Annotated in this window: 21 protein-coding genes and 1 pseudogene; 15 read left to right on the top strand and 7 right to left on the bottom strand. The window is 72.2% G+C overall.

What is annotated here, in order from left to right; translation table 11 throughout:
- Positions 1 to 190 precede the first annotated feature (190 nt).
- Entirely contained in the window at positions 191 to 652 is a 462-nt protein-coding gene (locus ABZY44_RS03195) for a lamin tail domain-containing protein (RefSeq protein ID WP_356649837.1), read from the bottom strand.
- Positions 653 to 1283: 631 nt separating this feature from the next.
- On the opposite strand from ABZY44_RS03195, the gene ABZY44_RS03190 reads away from it, so the two are divergent.
- Both ABZY44_RS03190 and ABZY44_RS03185 read left to right on the top strand, forming a co-directional pair.
- The gene (locus tag ABZY44_RS03190) at positions 1284 to 1685 is read left to right on the top strand and encodes a hypothetical protein (RefSeq protein WP_356649835.1); all 402 of its coding nucleotides are present in this window, start codon (positions 1284 to 1286) and stop codon (positions 1683 to 1685) included.
- On the top strand, positions 1682 to 3808 hold the full coding sequence (locus ABZY44_RS03185; RefSeq protein WP_356649834.1) for a tetratricopeptide repeat protein: 2127 nt from the start codon (positions 1682 to 1684) through the stop codon (positions 3806 to 3808). Before ABZY44_RS03190 ends, ABZY44_RS03185 begins: the two co-directional genes overlap by 4 nt.
- Before the next feature lie 134 nt (positions 3809 to 3942).
- Here ABZY44_RS03185 and ABZY44_RS03180 read toward each other — a convergent pair whose 3' ends face one another.
- Positions 3943 to 4359: a hypothetical protein gene (locus ABZY44_RS03180; protein WP_356649833.1), complete on the bottom strand. Its 417-nt coding sequence runs from the start codon at positions 4357 to 4359 to the stop codon at positions 3943 to 3945.
- A 124-nt stretch (positions 4360 to 4483) separates the two neighbouring features.
- On the opposite strand from ABZY44_RS03180, the gene ABZY44_RS03175 reads away from it, so the two are divergent.
- The gene (locus ABZY44_RS03175; protein ID WP_356649832.1) at positions 4484 to 5491 is read left to right on the top strand and encodes a VOC family protein; all 1008 of its coding nucleotides are present in this window, start codon (positions 4484 to 4486) and stop codon (positions 5489 to 5491) included.
- A gap of 66 nt (positions 5492 to 5557) precedes the next feature.
- Here the strand turns inward: ABZY44_RS03175 and ABZY44_RS03170 are convergent, their stop codons facing one another.
- Positions 5558 to 6316: an MBL fold metallo-hydrolase gene (locus tag ABZY44_RS03170; RefSeq protein ID WP_356649831.1), complete on the bottom strand. Its 759-nt coding sequence runs from the start codon at positions 6314 to 6316 to the stop codon at positions 5558 to 5560.
- Positions 6317 to 6408: 92 nt separating this feature from the next.
- Positions 6409 to 7392 carry a helix-turn-helix domain-containing protein gene (locus tag ABZY44_RS03165; RefSeq protein WP_356649830.1) on the bottom strand — a complete coding sequence of 328 codons (984 nt, stop codon included), beginning with the start codon at positions 7390 to 7392 and terminating at the stop codon, positions 6409 to 6411.
- A gap of 205 nt (positions 7393 to 7597) precedes the next feature.
- Here ABZY44_RS03165 and ABZY44_RS03160 point away from each other — a divergent pair.
- A pseudogene (locus ABZY44_RS03160) lies at positions 7598 to 8160 on the top strand (dihydrofolate reductase family protein).
- A gap of 52 nt (positions 8161 to 8212) precedes the next feature.
- On the opposite strand, the gene ABZY44_RS03155 reads toward ABZY44_RS03160, so the two are convergent.
- The gene (locus ABZY44_RS03155; RefSeq protein WP_356649829.1) at positions 8213 to 9166 is read right to left on the bottom strand and encodes a hypothetical protein; all 954 of its coding nucleotides are present in this window, start codon (positions 9164 to 9166) and stop codon (positions 8213 to 8215) included.
- A gap of 91 nt (positions 9167 to 9257) precedes the next feature.
- Between ABZY44_RS03155 and ABZY44_RS03150 the strand changes: the two genes are divergently transcribed.
- From ABZY44_RS03150 to ABZY44_RS03135, 4 genes are all read left to right on the top strand, one after another.
- A complete protein-coding gene (locus ABZY44_RS03150) occupies positions 9258 to 13484 on the top strand; it encodes a S8 family serine peptidase (RefSeq protein WP_356649828.1) in 4227 nt (1408 codons plus the stop codon).
- Positions 13485 to 13900: 416 nt separating this feature from the next.
- Positions 13901 to 14179 (top strand): polyprenyl synthetase, encoded by a 279-nt coding sequence (locus ABZY44_RS03145; RefSeq protein WP_356649827.1) that lies wholly within the window; start codon positions 13901 to 13903, stop codon positions 14177 to 14179.
- Positions 14169 to 15224, top strand: coding sequence for a polyprenyl synthetase family protein (locus ABZY44_RS03140; RefSeq protein WP_356649826.1), 1056 nt, complete (start codon positions 14169 to 14171; stop codon positions 15222 to 15224). Before ABZY44_RS03145 ends, ABZY44_RS03140 begins: the two co-directional genes overlap by 11 nt.
- 95 nt (positions 15225 to 15319) lie before the next feature.
- Positions 15320 to 16480 (top strand): oxygenase MpaB family protein, encoded by a 1161-nt coding sequence (locus ABZY44_RS03135; protein WP_356649825.1) that lies wholly within the window; start codon positions 15320 to 15322, stop codon positions 16478 to 16480.
- Positions 16481 to 16586: 106 nt separating this feature from the next.
- Here ABZY44_RS03135 and ABZY44_RS03130 read toward each other — a convergent pair whose 3' ends face one another.
- Positions 16587 to 17045, bottom strand: a complete 459-nt coding sequence (locus tag ABZY44_RS03130; RefSeq protein WP_356649824.1) for a hypothetical protein — start codon at positions 17043 to 17045, stop codon at positions 16587 to 16589.
- Between the two features lie 135 nt (positions 17046 to 17180).
- Here ABZY44_RS03130 and ABZY44_RS03125 point away from each other — a divergent pair, with 135 nt between their 5' ends.
- Positions 17181 to 17828, top strand: coding sequence for an NUDIX hydrolase (locus tag ABZY44_RS03125; protein ID WP_356649823.1), 648 nt, complete (start codon positions 17181 to 17183; stop codon positions 17826 to 17828).
- A 26-nt stretch (positions 17829 to 17854) separates the two neighbouring features.
- Positions 17855 to 18289: a VOC family protein gene (locus tag ABZY44_RS03120; RefSeq protein ID WP_356649822.1), complete on the top strand. Its 435-nt coding sequence runs from the start codon at positions 17855 to 17857 to the stop codon at positions 18287 to 18289.
- A 97-nt stretch (positions 18290 to 18386) separates the two neighbouring features.
- Here the strand turns inward: ABZY44_RS03120 and ABZY44_RS03115 are convergent, their stop codons facing one another.
- Positions 18387 to 18740 carry a hypothetical protein gene (locus ABZY44_RS03115; RefSeq protein WP_356649821.1) on the bottom strand — a complete coding sequence of 118 codons (354 nt, stop codon included), beginning with the start codon at positions 18738 to 18740 and terminating at the stop codon, positions 18387 to 18389.
- A gap of 169 nt (positions 18741 to 18909) precedes the next feature.
- Between ABZY44_RS03115 and ABZY44_RS03110 the strand changes: the two genes are divergently transcribed.
- The 5 genes from ABZY44_RS03110 (at position 18910) to ABZY44_RS03090 (ending at position 26179) form a co-directional block, all read left to right on the top strand.
- Entirely contained in the window at positions 18910 to 19545 is a 636-nt protein-coding gene (locus ABZY44_RS03110) for an ATP-binding protein (RefSeq protein WP_356649820.1), read from the top strand.
- 706 nt (positions 19546 to 20251) lie between these two features.
- Entirely contained in the window at positions 20252 to 20956 is a 705-nt protein-coding gene (locus ABZY44_RS03105; protein WP_356649819.1) for an RraA family protein, read from the top strand.
- A gap of 175 nt (positions 20957 to 21131) precedes the next feature.
- Positions 21132 to 21563 (top strand): VOC family protein, encoded by a 432-nt coding sequence (locus ABZY44_RS03100; RefSeq protein WP_356649818.1) that lies wholly within the window; start codon positions 21132 to 21134, stop codon positions 21561 to 21563.
- 152 nt (positions 21564 to 21715) lie between these two features.
- Positions 21716 to 22354 (top strand): glyoxalase, encoded by a 639-nt coding sequence (locus ABZY44_RS03095; protein WP_356649817.1) that lies wholly within the window; start codon positions 21716 to 21718, stop codon positions 22352 to 22354.
- Positions 22355 to 23530: 1176 nt separating this feature from the next.
- Complete coding sequence (locus tag ABZY44_RS03090; protein WP_356649816.1) at positions 23531 to 26179, top strand: SpoIIE family protein phosphatase; 2649 nt, start codon at positions 23531 to 23533, stop codon at positions 26177 to 26179.
- The last annotated feature ends 55 nt before the right edge of the window (positions 26180 to 26234 follow it).

The following is a 26234-nucleotide window of genomic DNA, read 5'->3' as shown; positions in this document are numbered from 1 at the left end:
AGTACCCACCCTGGGCGATGGCTGTGCTTTGCTGGTCGTTCCCGCGCGCCGCCCGCCCGCGTGCCCCACTCCGGGGGGGGGGCGGGGCGGGGGCGGGGGGGGGGGGGGCCGGGGCGGGCCCCCCCCCCACGCCCGTTGCTGAGGGCAGCCGGCAGTTCACGGCCCCCGATGGCGTGGCTGCCGCACCGGACTAGCGGGGGTCGTGGTGGCCGCGACGGCCCCAGGTCTCGGTGTCGATGACGCGGCCACGGTCGTCGCGCAGGGTGGCGGTGTCGCGCTCGTCCCAGATCTGCTGGTGGCGGCCCTGGTAGACGTCGCGGTGGGTGTCGCGGCCCTGGCCGGTGTGGACCTTGACGCTGGAGCGGCCGTCGAGGCGGAGGTGGTTGAAGCGGTAGCGGTTGCCGTCGCGGTCGGTGAGGGTGAATCCGCGCAGTTCGACGGAGTGACGGCCGGTGTTCTTCACCTCGACCCATTCGCGGTTCAGGGCGCGACTGTCGCGACCGCGGCTGTCGTGCTGGACGTCGCCGATGACGATCTCAGAGTGCCGGCGGCCGTCGTCGTGGGCGGCGGCCGGGAGAGCTGCCGCGCCGACCAGGGCGCCGGCGGCCAGGACCGCGACGAGAAGACGACGGGGGGCGAGAGAAGCAGACATACAGATGACTCCTTGAACTGTCAGCCCGGCCCGGCCTCGTGCGAGCCGGGCGGGCTCCGTGCGGTTCCCGGCGTCCTGCCGAGGAGCCATACTCTGGCCCGCACCCGCCATCAACCGCCACAACCCGGCACTCATGTTTCCCAATGCGGACATGTCCGCAACTCTCCCTTGCACGATGCAAGGGTCAAAGTCCAGTTGACCGGGACGGGGCGGAAGGTCGCGGCACCCCTTCCGGCGAAGGGTCGAAGAGGTTTCGGCCAGATAAGCAGTTCATTCACGCCATGCCGTGCGCGTGCGCCGAACGGGTTCCGGCCTCTGTAACAGGCGCCCCGGTCGTTCCTTCGAACCTGCATGCGCATTCTGCTCCGGCGTACGAACCTTCGGCGTCTCGGGGACGCGGAGGATGCGCGGAACACGTCGGCACGGACGCACGACGGCGCACCCTGCCCTCGGCTGACGGGAGCGGGGTGGAGGGGTGTGAAAAGGAAGCGGAGGTGGCGGTGTGGAGGCCTCCTTCCCACGCCGCCCGTCCCCCCGCGGAGTGAGCCGCGGATCGTTCCGTCCGCCATGCGTCCGGTATGTGATGCTGTAGCAAATACCGTCGGGACATGGGGGTTTGATGGAGCCGGACATGGCTGCGCTCGCGGCCGGCGCGGGCACCGCATTGGTCACCGCACTGACCACGGAGGCCTGGCAGAGTGCGAGCGCCGGGGTGGCCGCGTTGTGGCGGCGCGTCCTTCCCGAGCGGGCGGACGCCGTGGAGAGCGAACTCGATGCCACGCGCCACGATCTTCTCGACGCGCGGCATGCGGAGGACGAGGAGACCCCGGCCGAACTGGCGGCGGAGTGGCAGGGCCGGATCCGACGTCTGCTGATCGCGCACCCGGAAGCGGCCGACGCGCTGCGCGAGCTGTTGGTCCCCCCGCAGGCGCAAGCACCCGCCGCGCCCACGATCACCCAGCACGCCACCGCATCGGGCGACAGCCGCGTCTACCAGGCCGGCCGTGACCTGCACCTGGGCGACCCCCGGTGAACGGCCGCACCGAGGGCCGCGCCAGCGGCCACGGCCGCGTCTACCAGGCGTCCGGCGACCAGCACATCGTCGAGCACCACCACCACGGACCGGCTTGGTCCGGCCCGGACACGGTACGCAGCCCCGCGCTGGGCCGCACTCCGCTCGTACTCCGCGACCGCATCGAGCTGATGGGCACGCTCCGGGCCTCCGTAGCCCCCGGCGTGGGTGGCCAGGTACACGTCCTTCACGGCCTCGGCGGCTGCGGCAAGACCGCCGTCGCCTGCGCGCTCTTCGAGCACGCGACCGCCGACGGACAGCGCATCGGCCTGTGGGTGAACGCCTCCGACACCACGTCCCTCCGCTCCGGCATGCTGGCCGTCGCCGCCGACCGCGGCGCCACGGACGGCGAGTTGACGGCCGCGCACAGCGGGCTGCGCGCCGCGGCAGACCTGGTCTGGGACCACCTGGACCGATCTGACCGGCCTTGGCTGCTGGTCATCGACAACGCCGACGACCCCTCCGTACTCCGGGACGGCGGCTGGCTGCGCAGCAGCCCGCGCGGCACCGTACTGGTCACGAGCCGTCAGGCCTCGAGCCGATGGTGGCCCGGCGCGCGGCTGCTCCAGGTGGGAGTACTGCCCCGTGCGGACGCGGCCCAGGTGCTCCGAGACCTCGCCCCCGACGCCGGGACGGCCGAGGAGGCGGAGGAGATTGCCGACCGGCTGGGCCGGCTACCCCTCGCCCTCACCCTCGCCGGCACCTTTCTGTCCCATCAGGTGATCAGCCCCTGGACCCTGACCGAGTACGGGCAGCGCCTCGACATCGACCTGATCGACCAGGGAGCCCTGGGGACCGTCGGCGACTCGCGCCACCTGGTCAGCAGCACCTGGGAGCTCTCCCTCGACGCCGTCGCCGAACAGGGCCTGCCCGAGGCCGAGACCCTGCTGCGCCTGCTGGCGTGCTGGGCGAGCGACCCGCTCCCGCTCTCCCTGCTGGCCGGCCTTGAACTGGGAGCCGACCTCCCGGCCGGGCGGATCGAACCCGCGCTGCGCGGCTTGCTCGACCACTCCCTCACGGAACTCGTGCCGGGCCCTCCGCGCAGCCTGCGGACCCACGGAGTCCTCCTGGACAGCGTCGCCCGCGGCACCCCTGTGGGGCAGCGCCGGCAACTGGCCTTGAAAGCTGCCGAGTTGTTGCTCGGCCTACTGCCCGAGATACCCGAGCGCGGCATCAAGGCAGCCCCGTTCCGGCCGCTGGCCCCTCACGTGCTGGCGCTGCTCCGACGGATACCGACAGGCGACGACACGGACCGCCCGGTGGCCGAGTCGGCGACGGAGTGCGCGCTGCGGCTCGCCGTCAACCTTCACCGGTCGGGGGATTCCGCCTCCGCACTGGCTGTCGGGGAGCAGGCGGTGGACCTCGCGCGGACACGGCTGGGCGACGAACATCCGCTGGTCCTGCGGTTGCGTCAGCGCGTGGCCCGAACCCTGCGCAGGCTCGGCCGCTACGGGGAAGCGGAGACACTCGCGCGGCGGACCCTCGCCGACTGCGAGCGCCTCTTCGGCCCGACGGCCCCCGACACACTCGAGAGCTGCGTGGTCCTGTCGCTCGTCCTCCTGGTGGACGGGCGAGAGGCGGAAGGCGCAGTGCTGATGCGACGAGCCCTCGAGTCCCGGATCGAGGTCCTGGGGCCGGTGCACCCGATGACTCTGCGGTCGCGCTACCTCATGCTGGAGTTCCTGCGCGGCCCGGCCCTGGTCCGGGAGATCGAGGATGCGGCGACCTTGATCCGCGAATGCAGCGACACCATGGGGCCGGACCACACGATCACCATGGGAGCGGAGGTCAACTACGCGAACGCCCTGTACTACGCGGGCCGGCCGGCCGAGGCACTTCCTTTCGCCCGCCGGGCGTTCACGACGGCGGAGCGCCGCTACGGGCCGGACTACCAGGTCACTCTTGCCTCCCGGTCCCTCTTCGCGCTGGCCCTCGCGGGCACCGGGGCCTTCCCCGAGGCGATCACGCACATGGAGGCGGTCGTGGAGCAACGCGGTCGGATCCTCGGACCGGACCATCCCTGGACGGGGGACTCCGCGGCGAACCTGGCGGCGTTCCGGGCCGGCAAAGCTTCTGCTGAGTGAGGTTCCCCGGTCGAGGTCCTGTCCATGGCAGCGCGGGGAGCCGGGCCCTGCCGAGGAGGTGGCGTATGCGCTTGTTGATACCTTCGCGATACACGCCACCCCCGGTGTCGAGCGACTGGCGCCCAGGACGCCGTTCAGGCCTTGGGCGCCCACTGGGCCTCGGCGGGCTCAGGGCCGTCCAGAGCATGGCGGATCTTTTCCCTGAGGGTCTTCGGTGGGCTCTGCTCCTCCTCCCGCGTGTGCACGAGACGGGCGGCGGTCACGCGTATGTGGCACTCGCGGTGGTGTTGCTTGAGCCAGACCAGCCAGGCACCGTCGGAGGTGAGGAAGGCGTCGCGGGCCGGCGTGTCACCCGGTCGTGCATGGCGGGCCAGGACGGCCGGCACGTAGTGCAGGGCCGCGTCCTCGGCCGCGGCAAGCGCCTGTGCCTGCGTGCCGCTGATGGAGTGCCGGGCCACCAGGGTCCAGCGGTGCAGTTGCAGCTTGACGCCGTCGGCCTGTCGCGTCACACGGGTGTCCTCTTCGATGAGGACGTACCACTGCTCAGTCATGCTCGGAGCCTAGCCTCCGGCTCCGTACGCCCTCGGGTCGGTGCGGGCCCTTCTTCCCAGTCCCCTCGCCCCCCCGTCATAACCCGCTGGACCCGAGGGCTACTTGGCGGAGACAGTGAGGGTCATGACTTCTCTCGTGCACCATGTGACCATCGACTGCGCCGACGCCTACAAGCTCGCCGGCTTCTGGGCCCAGGCACTCGGCGCCTCCCTGTCCGACGACGACGCGCCCGGTGATCCCGAGGCCCTCGTCGAGACACCCCGCGCGGCCCTGCTCTTCGTCACGGTGCCCGAGGCCAAGGGCGTCAAGAACCGCCTGCACCTCGACGTGATGCCGGACGGCCGCACCCGCGACGAGGAGGTCGAGCGCCTGCTCGCCCTCGGCGCCACCCTCTTCGCCGACCACCGCAAGCCCAATGGGCGGGGATGGGTGACATTGGCCGATCCCGAGGGCAACGAGTTCTGTGTGGAGTGCAGTGCCGCCGAGCGTGCGGCGCTGAGCGGGACCCGGCTCCCCGTCACCGCGGACGACGTGACCACCGCCGTACGCCTGGCGGTCGACACGCTCGGAGAGTTCCCGACCGGCGACTGGGCGGTGCCGGCCGGGAACCTGGAGTGGAACTGCTGGGAGACCGTCGAGCATCTGAGCGACGACCTCTTCGCGTACGCGGTCCAGCTGGGCCCGCGCAAGCCGCCGCTCGACGGCCCGGTGCCCTACCGGTGGGCTCCCGCGCGCGAGGGCGGCCCGTCGAACGCGATCTTCGCCGACGCCGCGGCCGGCCCCGCCGGGCTGCTGCGGACGCTGGAGGCGAGCGGCGCTCTGCTGGCGGCGATGGTGCGTACGGCCGCTCCGGACCTGCGCTCCTACCACTCGTACGGGATCTCCGACCCGGAGGGCTTCGCCGCGATGGGCATCGTGGAGACCCTCGTACACACCCACGACGTCGCGGAGGGCCTGTCCCTGTCCTGGGCGCCCCCGGCGGATCTGTGCGACCGGGTGCTGGCCCGGCTCTTCCCCGAGGCTCCGGCCGACGAGGACCGATGGGCCGTCCTGCTGTGGTCCACCGGCCGCGCCGACCTGCCGGGCCGTGACCGGGTCACCTCGTGGAAGTGGCGCGGGGCGCCTCTGTAGCAGCGGTTTCAGGTGCGTGCGGGCCATGGGCGCGGGGTTGCCCGCCGCACTGCTGGAGCCGCGTGCTCAGGGCCGGTCCCGCGTCGCGGGCGCGGCGAGGCGGCCGGCTGCCTCGAGCCGGGCCAGGCGGCGGTGTTCGCGTCGCGCCCATCGCCGTACCCGGCCGGGTCGCAGGGGGGTGCCGTGGCCGACGTGCAGGGTGGCGGGGTCGAGGTCGAGCATCGCCCGGAGGCTGGCGAGGTTGCCGACCGGGTCGTCGTGGAAGGGCGGGTTGGCGGGCTTTCCGGGGATGAGGCCCATGAAGGAGTTGGCGACCAGGTCGCCGGCGACGAGGTCGCCCTCGTCGGTGAGGACGCAGACGGAGCCCGCCGTGTGCCCGGGGGTGGGCATGATGCGTCCCGCGACACCGAAGTCCTCCAGGCTGGTCTCACCGCTGATGAGCACGTCGGGTTCGAACGGTTCTGCCTGGACGTGGAGTTCCTTGCGGCGGGCCATGACGCGGCCCATCGGCCCGGTCGGCCGGTACGGTTCGCGGGCGCGGCCGGAGCGGTACGGTCCGAGGTCGGCGACGTGGGCGGCGACGGGCGCGCCGGTGAGGCGGTGGAGTTCGGCGGCGGAACCGAAGTGGTCGATGTGGCCGTGGGTGATGACGATCAGGGAGACGTCGGCAGGGTCCACCCCGTACTCCGTGACCCGGTCGATGATGCGCCGGCCGCTGCCGGGCGTCCCGGAGTCGACGATCACCGGTCGGCGGCCCAGCAGCACGTAGGCGTTGACGGCGTGCCGTCCCAGGACCGGGACGGGGAGGACCTTCGTACGGGACATGGCGTGCTCCAGGGTGTCGTGGCGGCCCGTGTGCGGGCACGCCTGATGACCGCCGGACGGCGGTTGATGACGGCGCGCGGTGGCGGGGACGGCTACCGGAAGCGGCGGCGGTACTCCGCGGGGGTGGTTCCGAGCCTTCTCTGGAAGGAGCGGTGCAGGGTGTCCACCGACCCCAGACCGCTGACCGCGGCGGTCTCCTGCAGGCTGTGCTCGCTCTCCTCCAGCAGCCGCCGGGCGGTCTCGAGGCGGATGGCCTCCACGTAGGCGGCAGGCGTGGTGCCGGTGCTCCGGCGGAACACGCGCGTGAAGTGCCGCACGCTCAAGTGCAGCCGCTCGGCGAGGACTTCGGCGGAGAGGTCATCGGTGAGGTGATCCGCGATCCACCGTCGCAGCTCGGCGATCCGGTCGGCTGCGGGAGCCTCGTCCTGGACGGAGAGAGGCACGCTGAACTGGCTCTGCCCGCCGGAGCGTTTGACGTACATGACCATCATGCGGGCGGTGGCCAGGGCCACGGCCCGGCCGTGGTCCTCGGCGACCATGGCGAGCGCCATGTCCATCCCCGAGGTCACGCCGGCGCAGGTCCACACCGGTCCGGACCGGATGAAGATCGGGTCCGGGTCGACGGTGACACGCGGATGCTCGGCGGCCAGCCGGGCGGCGGTCAGCCAGTGCGTCGTGGCCCGTCTGCCGTCGAGCAGCCCGGCCGCGGCCAGCAGGTGGGCGCCGGCGCAGATCGAACCCGTCCTGCGGGCGCGCGGTGCGGCCCGCCGCAACCAGGCGGTGACCCGGGCGTCGACCACCGGCTCCACCGCGCCGTCGGCGAGGTCGATGGCACCGGCGACGAGCAGGGTGCCGACGTGGTCGTCCACCTCGTCCAAGAGCAGGTCGGCGAGCAGCCGGACACCGCCGGCGGTCGGCAGTTCGCCGCCGTCGGCTGTCGCGATCCGCACCTGGTAGCCGGGCCGGTCGCCGCCGAGGACGCGGGAGGCGACGGAGAACACCTCGGCCGGACCGGTGACGTCCAACAGTTCCACCCCCGGGAAGGCGGCGATGACGACTCTGTGCGTTGCGGGCATGCGCTGATCATCACGCCCCAGCCGGGACGGCCGCAATGACGAGGATCTGGCACATCCGGCCATCGGCGCGCGGGAAGCGGCGGTGGCCGGATGCGGGGTGCAGCAGGGGGACGATGAGTCGAACGCGCGGGCCGTGACGCGTCCGGCGGTGTCCGGCGGTGTCCGGCGGTCGTACCGTCGAAGCCGTTACCGAGGAGGACGTCTGATGCGCAGGGTGACCTATTCGATGGGCGTCTCACTTGACGGCTACATCGTCGGGCCGGACGGCGGCTTCGACTGGACGCCTCCCGACGAGGAGGTCCTCCGCTTCGTCACCGACGAGTTCCGTCAGGTCGGCGTCCATCTGATGGGCCGACGGCTCTACGAGACGATGCTGTACTGGGAGACCGCCGACCAGGCCCCTCGCTCGACGCGCCGATGCTCGAGTGGGCCGCGATCTGGAAGCCGCTCCCGAAGGTGGTGTTCTCGACCACGCTGTCCACGGTTCAGGGCAGTGCCCGCCTGGCTTCCGGCGGGCTTGCGGCGGAGATCGATCGGTTGCGGGCCGAGCCGGGGAGGGGCGACATCGCGATCGGCGGTGCGACGCTCGCCGCGGAGGCGGCCGCGCTGGGTCTGATCGACGAGTACCGGCCCAGGGTCTACCCGGTGCTCGTCGGCGGCGGCATTGCGTTCTTTCCCCGGCGCGAGAGCCGGGTGGACCTCGAACTCCTAGAAACCCGCACCTTCAGCTCGAAGGTCGTCCACCTCCGCTACCGCGTGGTGCGTTAGGGCACCAGGCCGGCGAGGGCCGTCAGACGGGTCCGCGCCGTCCGGTGGCGGGTCAGATCCAGCCGCGGCGGGCCGCGACCACGCCGGCCTGGAAACGGTTCACCGCTCCCAGGAGTTCGTGGAGGTGGCTCATGCGCCGGCGCATGGTGCGGACCGACCAGCCGAGCTGGCGGGCTATGGCCTCGTCCTTGAGGCCGCTGACCAGCAGGGTGAGCACCAGGCGGTCCTCCTCGCCGAGCGGGTCCTCGGCGGGGACGTCGAGCGGCAGGGCCTGTTTCCAGCACAGCTCCCAGTAGTCGGTGAGGGCGTCCAGCAGGGCGGAAGGGCGGATGACCGCGGCGCGCACGCCGTCGAGGTCCAGGGAGAGCGGCATCAGCGCCAGCCGGCGGTCCGCGATGGCCAGTTTGATCCGCAGGCCCGGCATCACCCGGGCCTGCTCGCCGCGCCGCACGAGTCCGCGGATGTCCTCGAGCACCCCCGGCCACTCCAGCGCCTCGGGGGCGTAGACCGCGCGGTAGCGCACGCCGCGCCCCAGCGCCGTGCTCTCCACCGGGTTGGAGGTGGTCAGTGCGTACGGCGGCCGGTCCAGGGTCATGACGTCCTCGCGCGCCTCCTGCTGGAGGCGGACGAACCAGCGGCCGAGCGCCTCGCGGCCGGTCGCGATCTCCACCTCGTCCTCCCCGGCGGTGCCGGCCTGGGCGGCCGCGAAGAGGCGGGACAGCTCGCCGGCCGCCGATCGGACCCGGTCCAACTCCTCGGCCCTGGCCCGTACCAGGGACTCGACCGCGGCTCCCGGCTCGATCGCCGCGTACCGGCGGCGGACGCCCGCGAGCCGCCCGACCAGGCCGTGGTCGCGCAACCGGTCCAGCGCCCTGGCGGCACGGAGAGGGGTGCAGCCAAGGTCGGCGGCGAGCTCGGCCGGGACCGCCGTACGCCGGGTCAGCACGGCCCGGTAGACACTCTCGTCGAACGGATCGATCCCTGCGGCGGTGAGCTCGTTCGTCATATGCGGATACTGGCCCACTTGTGCCACCGGCAGCAATGGGCCGTCAGGATCTGTTGTACGGAGAGTGACTTCGGCACTAGGACTTCTACCCATGGCCAAGAACCCACGAAGAATCCGACGCCTGGTGGCCGTCACGGTCACCACCATCGCGCTCGCCGGAACGCTCACCGCGATACCCGGCACCGCGACCGCGAAGTCACCCGACCCGAACCAGCGGGTCATCGTCGAACTGTCCGGGGACGCCGCCGTCGCAGCCGCCCCGGGCGGCTCGCTCACCTCCCTGGCCGCCGGCACCGCCTCCGCCGTCGGCGACGCCCGGCGGGCCCTGGCGGAACGTCAGGACGCCTTCGTCGGGGCGGTGCGGACAGCGGGACTGCACCCCGCCTCGCCCCGCCGACTCGGCCTGCTCGTCAACGCCGTGGCCATGACGGTGCCCGCCTCCGAGACGGCGCGGCTGGCCGCGCTGCCGGGCGTCACCGCCGTCCGCCCCGACACCCGGATCCAGGTGCGTACGGACACCAGCGTGCCGCTGACCGGCGCACCCGAGGTCTGGAAGCGCGAGGACCCGGCCGGGGTGAAGGCCACCGGCAAGGGCACCGTCGTGGCGGTCCTGGACAGCGGTGTGGACTACAGCCACCCCGACCTCGGCGGCGGTTTCGGCAAGGGCCACAAGGTCGTGGGCGGATTCGACTTCGCCAACGGCGACGACGACCCGATGGACGACAACGGTCACGGCACCCACGTCGCGGGCATCATCGCGGGCAGGGCGGCCACGAAGGGAGGCGTCACCGGCATGGCGCCCGACGCGCTCCTGCTGGCCTACAAGGTCACCGGCGCTGACGGCAGCGGCTACACCTCCGACATCATCGCCGGCATCGAGGCGGCGGCCGACCCGGCCAACCCCTACCCGGCCGACGTCATCAACATGAGCCTCGGCGGCCCCGGTGACGGCACCGACCCGCTGGGCCGCGCGGCGACCGCCGCCGTGCGGGCCGGAGTGGTCGTCGTCGCGGCGGCGGGCAACGACGGGCCCGGCAGCGGCACCGTCAACTCGCCGGCGTCGGCCGAGGGCGTCATCGCGGTCGGCGCCTCCACCAGCGGGCTGCGGGTGCCCAGCGCGTACCTGGCGGGCCGCAAGGACCCCGAGCTGATCCAGACGTACCGGGGCATCCTGTCCGCGAACCCGCCCCGGGAACCGGTCACCGCCCCGCTCGTGGACGTCGGCGCGGGCACCGCCGAGGACTGGAACCGGGTCGGTGACGTACGGGGCAAGATCCTGCGGGCCGACATCCTCGTCCCGCCCAGTGCGGAGGTCCTGAGCCAGGGCGACGTCGACTGGGCGCGCGAGGCCGAGAAGCGCGGCGCGCTGGCCGTGCTCGGCGGCCTCCCGGCCCACGACGGGCCCGTGCTCGCCGCCACCCCCGGGACGGTCGAGGCCACGGCGACCCCCGCCCACCCCGACCTCAGCCGGACCGCCGCCTCCGGCGACTCGCTGCGCATGGACCGCCTGGTCGTCATGGGCATCGACGCGACCCAGTACGCCCAGCTGAGCCGTGAACTGGCCGCCGGCAGCGTGTCCGTCACCCTGCGCGGTACCGACTCCACCGACGAGATCGCCTCGTTCTCGTCGCGCGGACCGGGCACCGGCTTCGGCCTCAAGCCCGACCTGGTCGCACCCGGCGTGGAGATCCGCTCCGCGATCCCCACCTCGATGTACGAGCCCGGCGTCTACCGCATGTCGGGCACCTCGATGGCGAGCCCGCACGTCGCCGGAGCCGCCGCGCTGCTGCGCCAACTGCGCCCGGACCAGGACCCCGAGGGGATCAGATCCGCACTGGTCGGCACCGCGAAGCAGCTCGCCGGCTCCTCCCCCACCGTCCAGGGCGGCGGACGGCTCGACGTGGCCGCCGCGGCGTCGGCCACCCTCAGCGCCTCCCCGACGACCGTGTCGTTCGGCCTCGCCGACCTGGCGGACAGGACCGTCCGCGGGAGCGCCCAGGTGCGCCTGGCCAACCCCGGCAAGGAACCGCTGACCGTCAACCTCGGCAGCACCGGGCCCGCCACCGTGTCCCCGGCGCTGGTCACCGTGCCCGCCGGCGGGTCCACGTCCGTCTCCGTCACCCTGCGCGCCGACCGCCCGGCCACCGACACGGAGATCAGCGGCCAGATCACGGCCACCCCCGCGCGCGGCCCGGCCCTGCGCGTGCCGTACCTGCTCGTCGTCCGGCACCTGGTCGTCCAGGCGTCCCCCGACCCCAGCGACGGCCGCTCCACCGTGCACGTCGCCGCCCCGGCCGCCCTGAACGCGCCGCCGGAGATCACCGTCACGCCGCCGCGCGGCAAGGCCTTCACGCTGCGCACCACCATGAACGGGGCCGGCTACTACCAGGCCGACGTGACCGGGAAGGCGGCCGGCGCCTACCAGCTGGCCGTGCGGGCCACGACCACCGACGGCCGGCGGATCACCGGGAACGGCGCCTTCGAGGTCACCCCCGTCGGCAGCCGCGGCGACCGCTGGGAGCCCATCGGCCCGAACAGCGAGGCCGGTCACGTCGCACTCTCACCCGCCCGGCCGAAGCAGGCCGTCGTGACGCAGTTCCGCAAGGCCGCCCCCTGGCTGACCACCGACGGCGGCGCCAACTGGCGCCAGGTGGGCCGGCTGCCGATCGCCGACGGCAACGGCACCGGAGCGGTCGTGGTCGACGCCCGCCGCCCCGACCGCTGGTGGTACGCCGTGAACACGGACGCCGACCCCACCCGCCGGGGCACGATCCTGCGCACCGACGACAACGGCCGTACCTGGCGCAAGCTCGACGTGCCCGACGCGCACATCGACGAGTTCGTCGCGGACGAGCAGACCCGTACCCTCGCCGCGGTGGTCGACGGCACGCTGCTGGTCAGCACGGACGCCGGCGACAGCTGGGCGACGTACCCCACCGGCGTGAACGGTGACGTCCGCGACGCCACCCTCGTCGGCGACACCCTGTACCTGGCGACCTTCGACGGCGTCTGGCGGATCGACGGCGTCGGCAAGGGTGACCCCGGTTCGGCGCACCTCGTCCTCGACGAGCCGGTGAACACCATCCGCGGCCTCGCGGCCGACTCCACCGTCGTGGTGGCCTACGTCCCCGGTACGGGCATCCGCGGCTCCTACGACAAGGGCCGCACCTGGTCCACCGTGCTGCCCCTGCCGGAGGGCGGCAACGGACTGTCCGCCTCCGGCGGCGACCTGTACCTGCGCGCGCTGTTCGGCGCCGGGCAGGTGAGCCGTGACCACGGCAGGACCTGGAAGCCCGTGCCCGCCCCCTCGAAGGCCGCCATCGCGATGGACTACGACCGCTGGGCCGACGGCTCGGTGACCGTGTCCAGCGAACAGGACGGCCTGTACCGCGGCTCGGCCGACGGCACCGGTTACCGCAGGATCGGCGTCCAGGGCCTCACCACCCTCGCCCTCGCGGCCAGCGGCGACCAGCTCCTCGCCGGAACGGTCAGCGGCACCTACCGCACCGCGATCCCCGTCGCCGGCCCCGAGTGGGGCCAGTCCGGCGCGGAGGGCAGGACCGGTCGCCTCACCTCGCACATCGCCGTCTCGCCCAAGGACACCAAGGTGGTGTGGCAGGTCCGGCGCACCGCGACCGGCCTCTTCGAGGTATCCCGCAGCGGTGACGCCGGCCGGACCTGGCAGGTGAAGGGCACGTCGTCGGAGGTTCCGACCTCGATGCTCGTCCACCCGGCCGACCCGGACCGGGTGACGATCAGCTTCAGGAGCATCCTCGGCGACGGGCTGTTCACGACGTCCGACGGCGGCACGACGTGGAAGAACCTCTTCCACGAGAAGTCCTTCGACGTCATGGCCGGTGACCCGCGCGACCCGCGGCGCATCTGGCTCGGCAACGCCTCGGGCCTCTACCGCTCGGACGACGGCGGCGTCACCAAGACCAAGGTCGCCGAGGGCCCCGTCTCCGCCATCGTGATGGACGGCCGACGCCTGGTCGTCGGCGGTTCGTCCGTCCGGGTCAGCACCGATGACGGCCGGACCTTCCGCACCGCGGACACCGGCCCGCTCGCGGTCCACGTCTCGGACCTCCTGCGGGTCGGCGGAGCGCTGTACGCGGCCACCGCCAGCTCGAAGGCCTCCGGACTCGTCCAGGGCGGCCGGGGGGTACTGCGCAGCACCGACAACGGCCTCACGTGGGAGAACATCTCGAGCGGTCTGCAGAACACCGACACCACCAAACTGGCCGCCGCCCCCGACGGCCGCACGCTCTACGTCGGCGCGGTCGACGGCGGGGTACACCGCCTGAAGCTGCGCCGCTGACCACCCCGCGGGTGCCGAAGTCCGACCGTGACCGTGTGCCCGGCACGTCGGTACGACCGGCACGCGCGCACGACGGGCGTGGGCATGTGAGCTCGAACGCGCGCCGGCCGGACCCGGAAGTCCCGGGCCCGGCCGGCGCGCCGGCACGTGGCCGGCGGCGGGAGACCCGCGCGATCGCGGCCGCACGGCCCTCGCGATCGGCCGCCCGGCCGGCCGCTGACGTCGGTTCCGTAGCAAGACCCCACCCCCGCCCCCAAAGCGCACCGACCAGGAACCGCCGCGGCGGGCGATGCGTACGGTTGAGCGAGGTGATCACTCGATCGTGAGTTCTTCCGCTCCCCCGCCCGCCGGACCGCGATGCTCGCAAGGACGGCGTGTGACCGACGCCGGCCGGACATGCGGGGGCGGGGGACGGAATGGCGCGGGAAGCGGGACGGCGTGACGGTTCGGACGATCAGGTGCTGCTGCTCGCGGCCGGGCTCGCCGATCTGACGGTGAGTGCGATCGGTTCGGCCCTGGGGACGGTGCGCGGGCTGCTGCGCCGTTCGGATGCCGCGGAGCTGGCGGCGGAGGCCGAGCACGACCTCGTGGCGCGGGGACGCCTGGTCCTGGACCGGTACGCGACCGTGCAGCCGGCCTACTTGGAGACCCTCGCTCGGCACACCCTCGCCCGGAAGACCCGCGATGACGTCTGACCGGTGGGAACCGGCGGCGTTCAAGGCCCGCATCGACGAGGTCCTCCACCGGTTCGTCGCGCGGGAGGCCGACGAGTTCACCGCGATCGATCCCGTTCTCGGGCCGGTGGCCGACCAGTTGGAGGCAGCGGTCGCGGAGGGCAAGCGGATGCGTGCGGCGTTCTGCTACTGGGGTTGGCGCGCGGTGGGACAGCCGGACAGTGACGCGTTGGTGCGGGCGGCGGCCTCCATGGAACTGGTGCACGCCGCCGCGATCGTGCACGACGACCTCATCGACGACAGCCCGCTGAGGCACGGCCGCCCCACGGCCCACACCGTCCTGCGCGGTGCCGTGGAGCGGCGCCCGGGGGCGGACGCCACCGCACGTTCCCTCGCCCTCCTGGTCGGCGACCTGCTGATGTCACTGGCCGGGCAGCTGTTCACCAACAGCGGTCTCCCCGCCGCGTACGTGGCCCGGGCGCGGCCCTTATGGGCGGTGATGGCGCGGGAGTTGATCGCGGGCGAATGTCTGGAGCTCCTGAGTACCGGCGAGCGTCCGGACATCGCGGTGTCGTTGAAGGTGATCCGCTACAAGACCGCCAAGTACACCGTCGAGCAGCCCCTGTTGATAGGCGGAGCCCTGGCCGGGGCAGGCGCGCGGCTGCGCGAGGGCTACTCCCGGTACGGGCTGCCACTGGGCGAGGCGTTCCAGCTCAGGGACGACCTGCTCGGCCTCTTCGGGGACCCGGGACGCACCGGAAAGGACAGCGCCGATGACCTGCGCGGCCGGCGGCCCACGGCCCTGCTGGCCGAGACGTGGCGTCTGGCCGACGAGGGCGAACGAGAGTTGCTGGGCACCTTGCTGGGCCGGCAGGACCTGGACGGACGGGGTGTGGAGGCGGTCCGCGAGGTGATGCGACGCCTGAGGGCACCCGACCGCGTCGAGGACATGATCGGCGCGCGCGTCGAGGAAGCGCTCGGGGCCCTGCACGAGATGGACCTGCCGGCGCACGCCACCCGCGCCCTGACCGCGCTGACCCGGTCGGCCGCGGTCCGGCTGTCCTGACCCGCGCACGGGGGTGACCAGCAGCCGCCCCAGGGCGGCCCGGCCCGCCACCGCACGCCTGCCGCAGACGACCCGTTGGACGAGGGAGCCCCGCCATGAACTACACCGAGGCATCGATGGCCGCGCTGCGGCGAGCCGGTGACGAACTGGCCGACGCCACCGTCGCCACGCTCTTCGAGCGCGGGGAGGTGGGGAAGTTCAACGCCCTGATGCGCTACGTCTCCACCGCCGGAGCTCCTCTGCCGGAGGGGCTGCCCGACGTCGCGCGCGCGTACCTCGAGGCCACCAGCGTTCCGCCGGCGTGGGTCGACTGGGAGGAGATGGAGAGGGCCCGTCTGTTCTTCATCGACAACAACGTGCACATCTCCACCGCGCTGTCCTTCGCCTCCATGCCCGCGTGCTACCTCGTTCCGCACGTGGCAAAGCTGCTGTCGGCCGCTCACGGGCTGAAGTACCCCTCCAAACGGATGGCGGAGACCGGCCAGTTCACCCTCTACCTGATGCGGCCCGACGCCTTCGAGGCCGGCAGCCGCTTCGTCCCCGCCGTCCAGAAGGTCCGCCTGCTGCACGCTTCCATCCGCCATCACCTCCGGGAAGAGAACCGCTGGGACGTCGAAGCCCTCGGGACGCCGATCTGCCAGGAGGACATGATCGGCGGCCAGATGTTCTTCTCCCTCCTCGTCCTGGACAGCCTGCACCGCCTCGGAATCCACATGTCGACGGAAGGCGCGGAGGCCTACTACTACGCATGGCGCGTCGTCGGCGCCATGCTCGGCGTCGACCAGGAGGCCGTACCCGCGACCCTCGAGGAGGCCCGCCGGTTCCTCGACCTGTACATGGTCCGGCACATGGGCCCTTCCGAGGAGGGCGCGCACCTGACCCGTCAGCTGATCGACCTCTACGAGGAAGTGGTGCCCGGCACCCTCTTCGATCCGCTCGTCTCCGCCCTCATCCGTCACCTCATCGGGGACACGTGCGCCACGTGGCTCCACGTGCCCCGCACCCCGTGGGACACCGTCGTCAAGGCCGTTCCCCACCTCCTCAACGTCCTGGAGACCATCGAGGACCGCTCCCCGCTCGGGGCCTGGGCCCTGGACCGCCTCGGCCACCTCACCGCCACTCTCGAGCTGTCCTCCCTCACCCGTGGACGGGTCATGCACTACGCCATCCCCGACACGCTGAAGAAGGACTACGGCATCTCCAGTGCGGCTCCCCGCATCCGCCCCTGGACGCCGCCGCCCGCCACCGTGTCATGACGCCCCGCTCGAACACCCTCCGCGTCACGCGCCTCGTGCGGCCGGAAGCGCCGCACCCGGCCGCGGCAGGCCCGGCCCGCGGCTCGATTCGTCGCGCGGCGCTCGGCTACTTGGCGTCCGCGGCTGGGGCCCAGCCGGGCCACACCACGGGCGGGGCCTGGAGTGCGCGTCGCTGGTGGGTTTGGTGCGAAAGGAACGAGAACCCCGACACGAGTGTCGCAACGAACGGGAGCACCGCGACAGGAATATCCAACTCCACGACGCCCGTCGCGCTTGTCCGGACCAGCCACGCCAGCGACAAGGCCACCCCGCAGCCCAGCAGCAGAGCGACTCTGACGCCCAGAGGACGCCTCCTGCTCACGGCGACGACGAAGTACCCGAGGACCGCGCCCGGCGTGACGGCCACCAGAAAACCCACAGCTACGAAGAGGAGAAGGGCTAGGACCATGTCGTACTGACCTCCGCGTCTGACGGCAACCGGAAAGAGGAGCACCCGTGGATTCACGGTTCCCGCTGAGCGGTCTCGTGCCGCCATACTGCCAGAGCGTTTGAACACGTTCAACACACCGGGTTCCCTACACCCTCCCGGCCGTTGCTCCGGCCCCAGCGGGTGTGCGGGGAGCACCGAAGGCCGAGCGGGGCCGTCAGCGGCGGGCTTCGCGCGTGATCGACTGTCGGTGGCTCGGCGTACCTTCCTGGGATGACTCGGTCTCACCACATCACCGCACGACGCACCCTGGAAGCTGCCGCTTCGGATGTTCGCCGGGCCGTCACGGAGTACGACAACGCCGGCGAGTGGCTGCGCCGGGCCGATGTCACCACGCTCGGGCCTCTGGCGGCCGAGGTCTGGGTCTTCGACACCGAGCTCACGCACGTCTTGTTGGTCAGCCATCGTTGGCGAGGATGGGTCTCGCCCGGGGGCAAGGTCGACAGGGGCGAGACACCTCGCGAAGCGGCCTCCCGTGAGCTGCTCGAGGAGACGGGCATCGAAGCGGAACTCCTCGCCCAGCCGGCGGCTGTGACCGTCCGCTCCTACCGTGCCGGCTGGTCGGCCACCTTGGGCGTGACCTTCGCGGCAGTCGTCGACCGACGCACCCCACTGGCGCCGGAAGTCGGTCAACCTGCGGCCTGGCTGCCCCTGGCCGAGCCGTGGCACGGCTACTTCCCCGCCGATCGGTCCCGGCTGACGCAGTACGCCGCGTTGCTGGCGGAACGGGACCGGGACGCGAGCCGCGAAGTGTGCCGGGGCGTACGCCGGGACGCGGAGGTGGCCGGCGGCTCGCCTTCGCCCGCGGTCGAACCGAGCTCGCCGTCACAGGACAGCCCGGGAGGCAAGGGGTCCCGGTGAACAGCACCCGCCACTATGGTGGGCCGATGACGTCGATCAAGAAGTTCCAAGTCACCTTCGACTGCGCGGAACCTGAGCGCCTCGCTCGCTTCTGGTGCGAGGTGTTGGGATATGTCGTACCGGCAGTGCCGGAGGGTTTCGCCACTTGGGACGATTACCAGCGCTCGCAGTCACCTGAGGAGCGGGATGCGTGGTTCGCCTGCAGTGATCCCTCAGGGGTGGGCCCGCGACTGTACTTCCAGCGTGTCCCCGAAGGGAAGGCCGTCAAGAACCGGGTGCACCTCGACGTGCGGGTCGGCACCGGACTCGTGGGTGCGGAGCGCCTCGCCACTCTGGAGGCCGAATGCGCACGACTGGTCGCGCTCGGCGCCGTACACGTGCAAACGCTGTACGCCGATGACGAAAACGAGTCGTGCATCCCGATGCAGGACATCGAGGGCAACGAGTTCTGCCTCGACTGAGATCCGGCGAAGGTGCCCTCGTCCTGTCCCCATGGGTCAGGACGAGGAACCACCCCCGTCCCCTGAACGAGCTTGACCGTCGTCACGTCGCCCTGGCTCAGCGGAAGGCGTGAACCACCTGGATCTCGCCGACCAAGTGCGCGTTGAACTCGTCCAGTTCCTCAGCCGGAACCCACAGCTCGAGGATCGTCCGGCCGCCGGCCTGCTGGACGGGATAGCGACTCAGGAACTCCGACTCGACCTCGAATCGGGTGACGAAGCCGATACCGCTGTGCTTCACGTTCCAGTCCCGCGCGATCTTGATCGCGTAGTCCTCGTTGAGCACGGGGTAGAAGATCGGCTGCTCGGGCAGCCGCGGCGGCCAGGCACGCCAGTTCAGCTCGCGGACCAGGTCCAGCTCCTCGGGGCCGGTCGGGCGCCACAGGGTCGTCGTTGCGCGCTGGCTGGTCATGTGAATCGCTCTCTGGAGGGGGAAGCTCGTCGGTTCGTCTGGTCCGGGACCGGGACCGGACGATACCGGCGCGGGGAGCGCACCGGCTACACGGTTTCACCCCGGGTCATCACCGTGACCAGCGGCTCCGAGCGAGTACGCCCTGCGAGCCCGAGCGGATACTTGCCGGATGGACGGATCACGCACTTCTTGGGTCAACACCACGCACGACTGGGCCGGCACCGTGGACGTGGACCATCTCGATCACATCCGCCGGGAACCTTCGGAGTTCGCTCCGGGCGAGCCGGGACACCTTCTTCTCGAGGTCGTTGCCTATGCCGCCGACGAGGCAGCGAGCCGGGACGGCGGACGGTGCGTGATCAGACTGCATGGCGACGGCTCCGTGTCGGTGCAGGACGACGGACGGGGCACCGACACTCGGGTCGACGAGCACGGCCGGGTGGTGAAGAAGCCGGTCATGGCCACGAAGGACCTTCGGTTCTTCGACGTCCCGGAGGCGGAACGGCTTCCGGACGGACATCCGCGTCGCGGCATGTCCGTCGTCGCAGCGCTGAGCGAGTGGCTGATCCATACCAACCGCCGTCGGAACGGATCCTGGACCCAGCGCTATGAGCACGGCGTCCCGGTGACGGATCTGGAGCCCACCGAGGCCGACGGGACCACGGGGACCTGCGTCCGCTTCCTGCCCGACGGAATCCTGCGTGCGCAGTGGCCGTGCACCTCGGGCGATGTGGCGCGATGGTCCGCACACTGGCCCGACCTGACCGTCCGCATCCAGGATCAGCGCCTCGGCAGTGACCGGTGACCGGTGACCGGTCAGGAGGGTGACCGGTCAGGTCGATCACCGAACCCCGGCTGATCTCTCGGTGCCATTTCAGATTTCATGCGATCCAGTGAAGCGGCCAAGCAGTACGCGGTGGCAGGGTTGCCAGCGGCTCCGGCCGCGTGCCACCCGACCATGGCGAGGACCGGACGGATGCGTTTCCCGCTGGACGCCATGAACTCCTGCAGCGGCTGAACCAGGTTTCGGCAGGCGGCCCCCGTTGGTCGAGGAGCCCGCCTTTCCGGCCAGGAACTGGTACAGGACCTCCCCGACCGATTCCTTGAGGTGTCGGAGGTCCAGGACGGGCTGCCCCTCCGGACCAGCCTCGGCCTCTGACTCCGCCTCGGCCTCTGACGTGGAGGGATAGCCGGCCGCGGGAGCCTGGCAGGCCGGACCCTGCTGCGCAGTCACGGAGTCCCCCTACGGAATTGATCTTGAGCGCGATTCACCGTATGCACCGCGCGCTTTCCAGGAGGGACTTCCCCGAGAAGATACTCAGGAACTCATCACCCGCTGAGCGGAGTCGAACGACGGCGAGCAGATGCCGAAAACAGCGCCGCCCCTCACGCGCAGGCCCGCCCAGTAGGGGTGACGCCGTGCGGACTATCCCCGCCCGCCGCGAAGCGCGATACTTCCCGGTGGCGGACCCATGCCCTCGTGCTGCGGGAACCAGAGGAGAACGAGACTGATGGACGCACTCAAACTCCAGCTGACCTACGTGGACCTCACGACCCCGCATGTCGCCGACGCACTGGTGCGTCTGGGGCTTCCCGTCCGTCAGGCACCCGCAAGCGTCGGCCCGCTCCGGCAGGACACGCACATCGTCGGCCGAGCCCGACCCGCACGCCACTACGGCAGCGTGGACGTCTTTCTCGAAGCGATCGACGAGGCCGACCCGGGTGACGTCCTGGTGGTCGACAACGCCGGGCGCCAGGACGAGGCTTGCGTCGGGGATCTCATCGCGCTCGAGAGCGAGATGGCCGGACTCGGCGGCATCGTTATCTGGGGTCTGCATCGCGACAGCCGCGAGCTGCGCGGCATCGGCCTGCCCGTCTTCAGCCAAGGCGCCCTCCCCGTCGGCCCCCAGCGTCTCGATCCTCAGGATCCCGACGCGCTCACCGCCGCACGGTTCGACGGGTCGACCGTCACCGGTGAGGACTTCGTGCTCGGCGACGACGACGGCGTGCTCTTCCTGCCCCTCGACCGTGCCGCTGACATCGCCGAGATGGCCGTCACGATCCGCGACACCGAACGCCATCAAGCCGCCCGGATGCGCCTGGGCACCAGCCTCCGGGACCAGGTCCGCTTCGACAAGTACCTCGCCGCACGCGAGCGGAACGGCATGACGTTCCGCGGGTATCTGCGGTCCGTCGGCGGAGCCGTCGAGGAATGAGAAGACACCCCCGATGCCCCGCCCGGCCGACGCCGACGGGAACCGCGTCGCACCGGCACGACCGGTGCGGCGCCGCCAACTTCTCCGCTCGCATGCCGCGTTTCGGCGTGCGCGGCGCCGCCCCGTGGGCGACGGTGGACCGTCCCCGCACGATCCGCGTTCCGAGGAGCCCGTCATGAACTGGACGCTCGAAGTGGTCCCGATCCCTGTCGCCGACATGGACCGGGCGAAAGAGTTCTACGCCGACAAGGTCGGCTTCACGGTCGACCTCGACAGCGAGGTCGCCCCGGGCATCCGCATCATCCAGCTGACACCGCCCGGCTCCCGCTGCTCGGTCGTACTGGAGCACGGGATGCCCCCGTCACCCGGTGCCCGCCAGATGTCCCCCGGCACACTGCACGGCCTGCAGCTCTGCGTGACGGACATCGGGGCGGCGCGCGAGGAGTTGGCGGAACGGGGTGTGGACGTCTCGCCGGTGCGGCACGTCGGCGAGAAGGGCTGGGAGGACGGCAAGGGCGACACATGGAACTCCTTCATGACCTTCACCGACCCGGACGGCAACGGCTGGGTGGTGCAGGAAGCCCCGTCGGAGCTGTCGGAACGCTGACTCCCCTGCGCGTCGACGCCGGCCGGGCGGCCCTCGACGCGCCCGTTCACGACGAGGACACGTACGGAGACGGGGCCGGCGGATCGGCGGATCGGCGGATCGGTCAGGATTCGAGAAGCGCCGTGCCCCGGGCCACGCCTAGCGTGACGGGCATGACTTCCCTCGCATCCGTCACCCTCGAGGTGGCCGATCCCACCGCCGTCGACAGCTTCCACAACGCCGCCTTCGGCCTGGGCACCCGCATCGGTTTGCGCACCTCGGACGCACCCACGACCGGGTTCCGCGGATTCACACTGTCCCTCACGGTCTCCCAGCCGGCCACCGTCAAGGGCTTCGTCGAGGCCGCCGTCGCCGCGGGCGCCACGGCCCTGAAGCCGGTCACCAAGTCGTTCTGGGGCTACGGAGGCGTCGTGAGGTCCCCGGACGGCACCATCTGGAAGGTGGCGACCTCGGCGAAGAAGGACACCGGCCCGGACACCCGGCAGATCGACGAGATCGTGCTCCTGCTCGGAGTCGCGGACATGGCGGCGAGCAAGCGGTTCTACGTCGACGCCGGTCTCACCGTGGCGAAGAGCTTCGGCCGCAAGTACACCGAGTTCGACACTGGTTCGAGCCCCGTCAAGTTGGCGCTCTACGGGCACCGCGCGCTCGCCAAGGACGTCGGCGTCTCCCCCGACGGCACCGGCTCGCACCGGCTCGTGATCGGCGGCCGCACAGCCCCCTTCACCGACCCCGACGGCTTCGTGTGGGAGACCGCGACCGGCACGCCTGGTACCAGCCGCCCGGCATGACCATGACGGGGATCGCCGGTCCGGAGGCGCCCCAGCTGACATCAGGGGTTGCTCGGCCCGATCGCGTGAGCGTGAGGCGTGAGGCGTGTGACGGGGGGCGACGGGGCGCCAACGGTCCGGCGGAGGCCGCGAGCGGTGCCCGGCCGACGGTCCCGGGGCGACCACGTCGGTGGGTCCGTTCGGTCCCGCAGCACCTGGGGACCGTAAACGATCCGAGCGGGCCGTACGGACGCGGGTGCGCGCCCGGGACGTCGGTAGGCAGCGGGTAGCCCGTGGGGCCGGACCGGACGGGCGGGTCCGGCAGCGGGGCGGCCACCGTCGCGAGCGGGCACCTCGAGATGACCGCCCGGGCGGCCGCCAGCCGCGCGCGGCCGTCGAGGGGGGCTGAGCTTCGGCGTGCGCGCTCCGGCGCGGCGCGCGGCCGCCGGTACGGCGAGCAGCACGACCACTCCGCCCGTGCGGCAGATCCACCGGGTGGCGGTGCGGTGCCTGCGCCCGCCATCTCGGCGAGCCGAGCAAAGGCCCACGGCGCCCAGCGGTCCGAAGGTCGCCGTGGTCACGCCAGTACCGCCGTGACCGCGTGCACGCGACGGACCGGCTCACCGCCCCGGCGACCAGGCCCGAGTCGGCCCCCCGCCCGGGCCCGCGCCGCCCGAGCGGAGGCGGGCGACAGCCGGGAGGTCACCGCGCCCACCCCGGTCCCGGCCAGGACCAGGGCCGGGCCGGGACCGGGGCCCAGAACCAGAACCGGGGCAGAACCGGGCCAGGGCCAGGGCCAGGGCCGCGGCCGCGGCCGGGGCGGGGCGGGGCGGGCCGGGGCGGGCCGGGGCGGGCCAGGACGTCGCCCTCCCCACCGGTCGCCGGACGCGAACCGGCAAGGGCCTCCGGCCGGTGCTGGATCAGGCCCGCGGCGACACGTCCGGCGGCTCCGTCGGCTGAGGCGCCGGGCGGCTCGCAGGCGGGCACCCGAGGGGCCGGCCCCCGGCGGCACCCGCAGCGTTCTCGGCGGTCGCCCACCGCCATGGAGGCCGTGCGCGCCATGCCGTTCACGGCCTCCGCCACGTGGGTGACGCTCCAGTTCGGCGGCGTGGGAGGTCCTTCCGGCATACCGCGAGCGGCCGACAGTGCTACAACTGATTTCGTGACCCATCCTTGCAACCCGTACCGGGGACGTCGGTGCGGTCACTGAACGGGAACCGCCCGCGAAGCGTCGCCCGGCAGGTATTCGTCCTCCAGGTGGCGATCGTGGTGCTGCTCGCCGCCGGAGCGGTGCTGGCGCTCGTGCTCCAGTCCCGCCACGACGTCGACCGCGAGGCCCGTACCCGGTCCGTGGCGGTCGCCCAGACCTTCGCGCACTCGATCGGGCTGCCCGCGGCCCTCCGTTCCCCCGATCCCTCCGCGCTCCTCCAGCCGGTCACCGAGGCGACCCGCAAGGCCGCCGGGGTGGACTTCATCGTGGTGATGGACACCGAGGGGATCCGCTACACCCATCCCCTGCCCGACCGCATCGGGAAACGGTTCGTCGGCACGATCGCGCCCTCCCTGGCCGGCCAGGTGTACACGGAGAGCGTGCACGGTCCGCTCGGCAACGAGATCCAGGCCGTGGTGCCGGTCTTCTCCGACGACGGCCGGGTCGTGGGACTGGTGTCCGCCGGCCTCACCGTGAAGAACGTCGCCGGGGTGGTCGACCGGCAGCTCCCGGTGATCCTCGGGGTGAGCGCGGCCGGCCTCGCACTGGCCACAGCCGGCGCGGCACTGATCAGCAGGCGCCTGCGGCGCCAGACGCACGGGCTCGGCCCGCTCGAGATGACACGGATGTACGAGCACCACGACGCGGTGCTGCACGCCGTCCGCGAGGGGGTGCTGATCACCGACGGCGCGGGCCGGCTGCTGCTGGCGAACGACGAGGCGAAGCGGCTGCTCCGGCTTCCCACGGATGCCGAAGGGGCCCTCGTACGGGAGCTGCCCGGCCTCGACCAGCACGTGAGCGACCTCCTGATGTCCGGCCGGGAGGCCACCGACGAGGTGCACGAGGCCGGGGACCGGCTGCTGGTGTTCAACCAGCGGCCCACGCGGGCCGGCGGCGGTCCCGAGGGGGCTGCCGTCACCATCCGCGACACCACCGACATGCGCGTCCTCAGTACCCGCGCCGACGCGGCCCGCAGGCGACTGAAGCTGCTGTACGACGCCGGCGTCGGCGTCGGCACCACCCTCGACGTGGAGCGGACGGCCCAGGAGCTCGCCGACGTCGCCGTACCGCGCTTCGCGGACTTCGTGACCGTGGACCTGGCCGAGCCCGTGCTCCACGGGGACGAGCCCACCCCGGACGCGGAGCTGCGCCGTACCGGGGTCAGCGGCATCCGCGACGGAGCGCCGCTCTACCCGCGCGGCCGTCTGATCGACTTCGTGCCGTCCACCCCGCAGGCGCGCGGCCTCAGCAGCGGGCGGGCCGAGGTGGTCGCCGCCCTCACCGACGCACCCGGCTGGCACGCCCAGGACCCGCCGCGGGCTCAGGAGATCATCGACTTCGGGATCCACTCCCTGATCACCGCTCCCCTCACGGCCCGTGGCGTCGTCCTCGGCGTGGCCAACTTCTGGCGCTCGGAGAAACCGGAGCCCTTCAACGAGGAGGACCTCTCGCTCGCCGAGGAGCTCGTGGCCCGGGCGGGCGTCACGATCGACAACGCCCGCCGCTACACCCGCGAGCACGCCCTGGCCGTGGCGCTCCAGCACAGCCTGCTGCCGCGCGACCTGCCCGAGCAGAGCGCGGTGGAGGTGGCTCACTACTACCTGCCCGCCCATGCCGGGGTCGGCGGCGACTGGTTCGACGTGATCCCGCTGCCCGGCAGCCGTGTCGCGCTGGTCGTGGGCGACGTCGTGGGCCACGGACTGCACGCCGCGGCCACCATGGGCCAGCTGCGCACGGCCGTGCTCAACTTCTCGTCCCTGGACCTGCCCCCCGACGAGCTTCTGGCCCGTCTCGACGACCTCGTCCAGTACATCGACCAGAGCAGGGAGAGCGGCGCCGACGGCGGCGGACTGCTCGGAGCGACCTGCCTGTACGCCGTGTACGACGCGGTGACCCAGCGGTGCACGGTGGCCCGCGCGGGGCACGTGCCCCCCTTCGTGGTGCGCCCGGACGGCTCGACCGAGATCCCCGACCTGCCTCCCGGTGCGCCACTGGGGCTGGGCGGCTTCCCCTTCGAGTCGGCCGAGCTGGACCTGAGCGAGGGCTCGCAGCTGGTGCTGTACACCGACGGCCTGATCGAGGACCCGGGCCGGGACATCGACGAGGGCCTCGAGCTGCTCCGTTCGGCCCTCTCCCACGCCGACCGGGGGCCGCAGGAGACCTGTCGGGCGATCCTGAAAGGGCTGCTGCCGGTGCACCCCCGGGACGACGTGGCCGTCCTCGTCGCGCGGACGCGGGCGCTGGGCGCGGACCGCATCGCCGACTGGGACGTGCCGTTCGAGCCGAGCGCCGTCGGGCAGGTGCGGGCCCGCGCCGTGGCGAAACTGGAGGAGTGGGGCCTGTCCGAGCTCGCCTTCGGCACGGAGCTCGTCCTCAGCGAGCTGGTCACGAACGCCATCCGGCACGGCAGCGCACCGGTGCGCGTCCGGCTGCTGAACGACGACAAGCTGCTGACCTGCGAGGTCTCCGACGGGAGCAGCACCTCGCCCCACCTTCGGTACGCCGCGACCACGGACGAGGGAGGGCGCGGGCTCTTCCTGGTGGCTCAGCTCAGCCGCCGGTGGGGCACCCGTTACACGGCCGACGGGAAGATCATCTGGTCCGAGCAGCCGCTGCCGGACCCGGCGGAACACTGAACGGGGCCTCGGGTCGTCTCTTGCGGATCTTGCGGGCCCGGCGAGACCCGGCGAG

Origin of the sequence: Streptomyces sp. NPDC006544, from assembly GCF_040611715.1 — a bacterium.
In the GTDB taxonomy this organism is placed as follows: domain Bacteria; phylum Actinomycetota; class Actinomycetes; order Streptomycetales; family Streptomycetaceae; genus Streptomyces.
The sequence above is the reverse complement of the archived record's forward strand: the minus strand, read 5'-3'. Positions and strand labels throughout refer to the sequence as shown.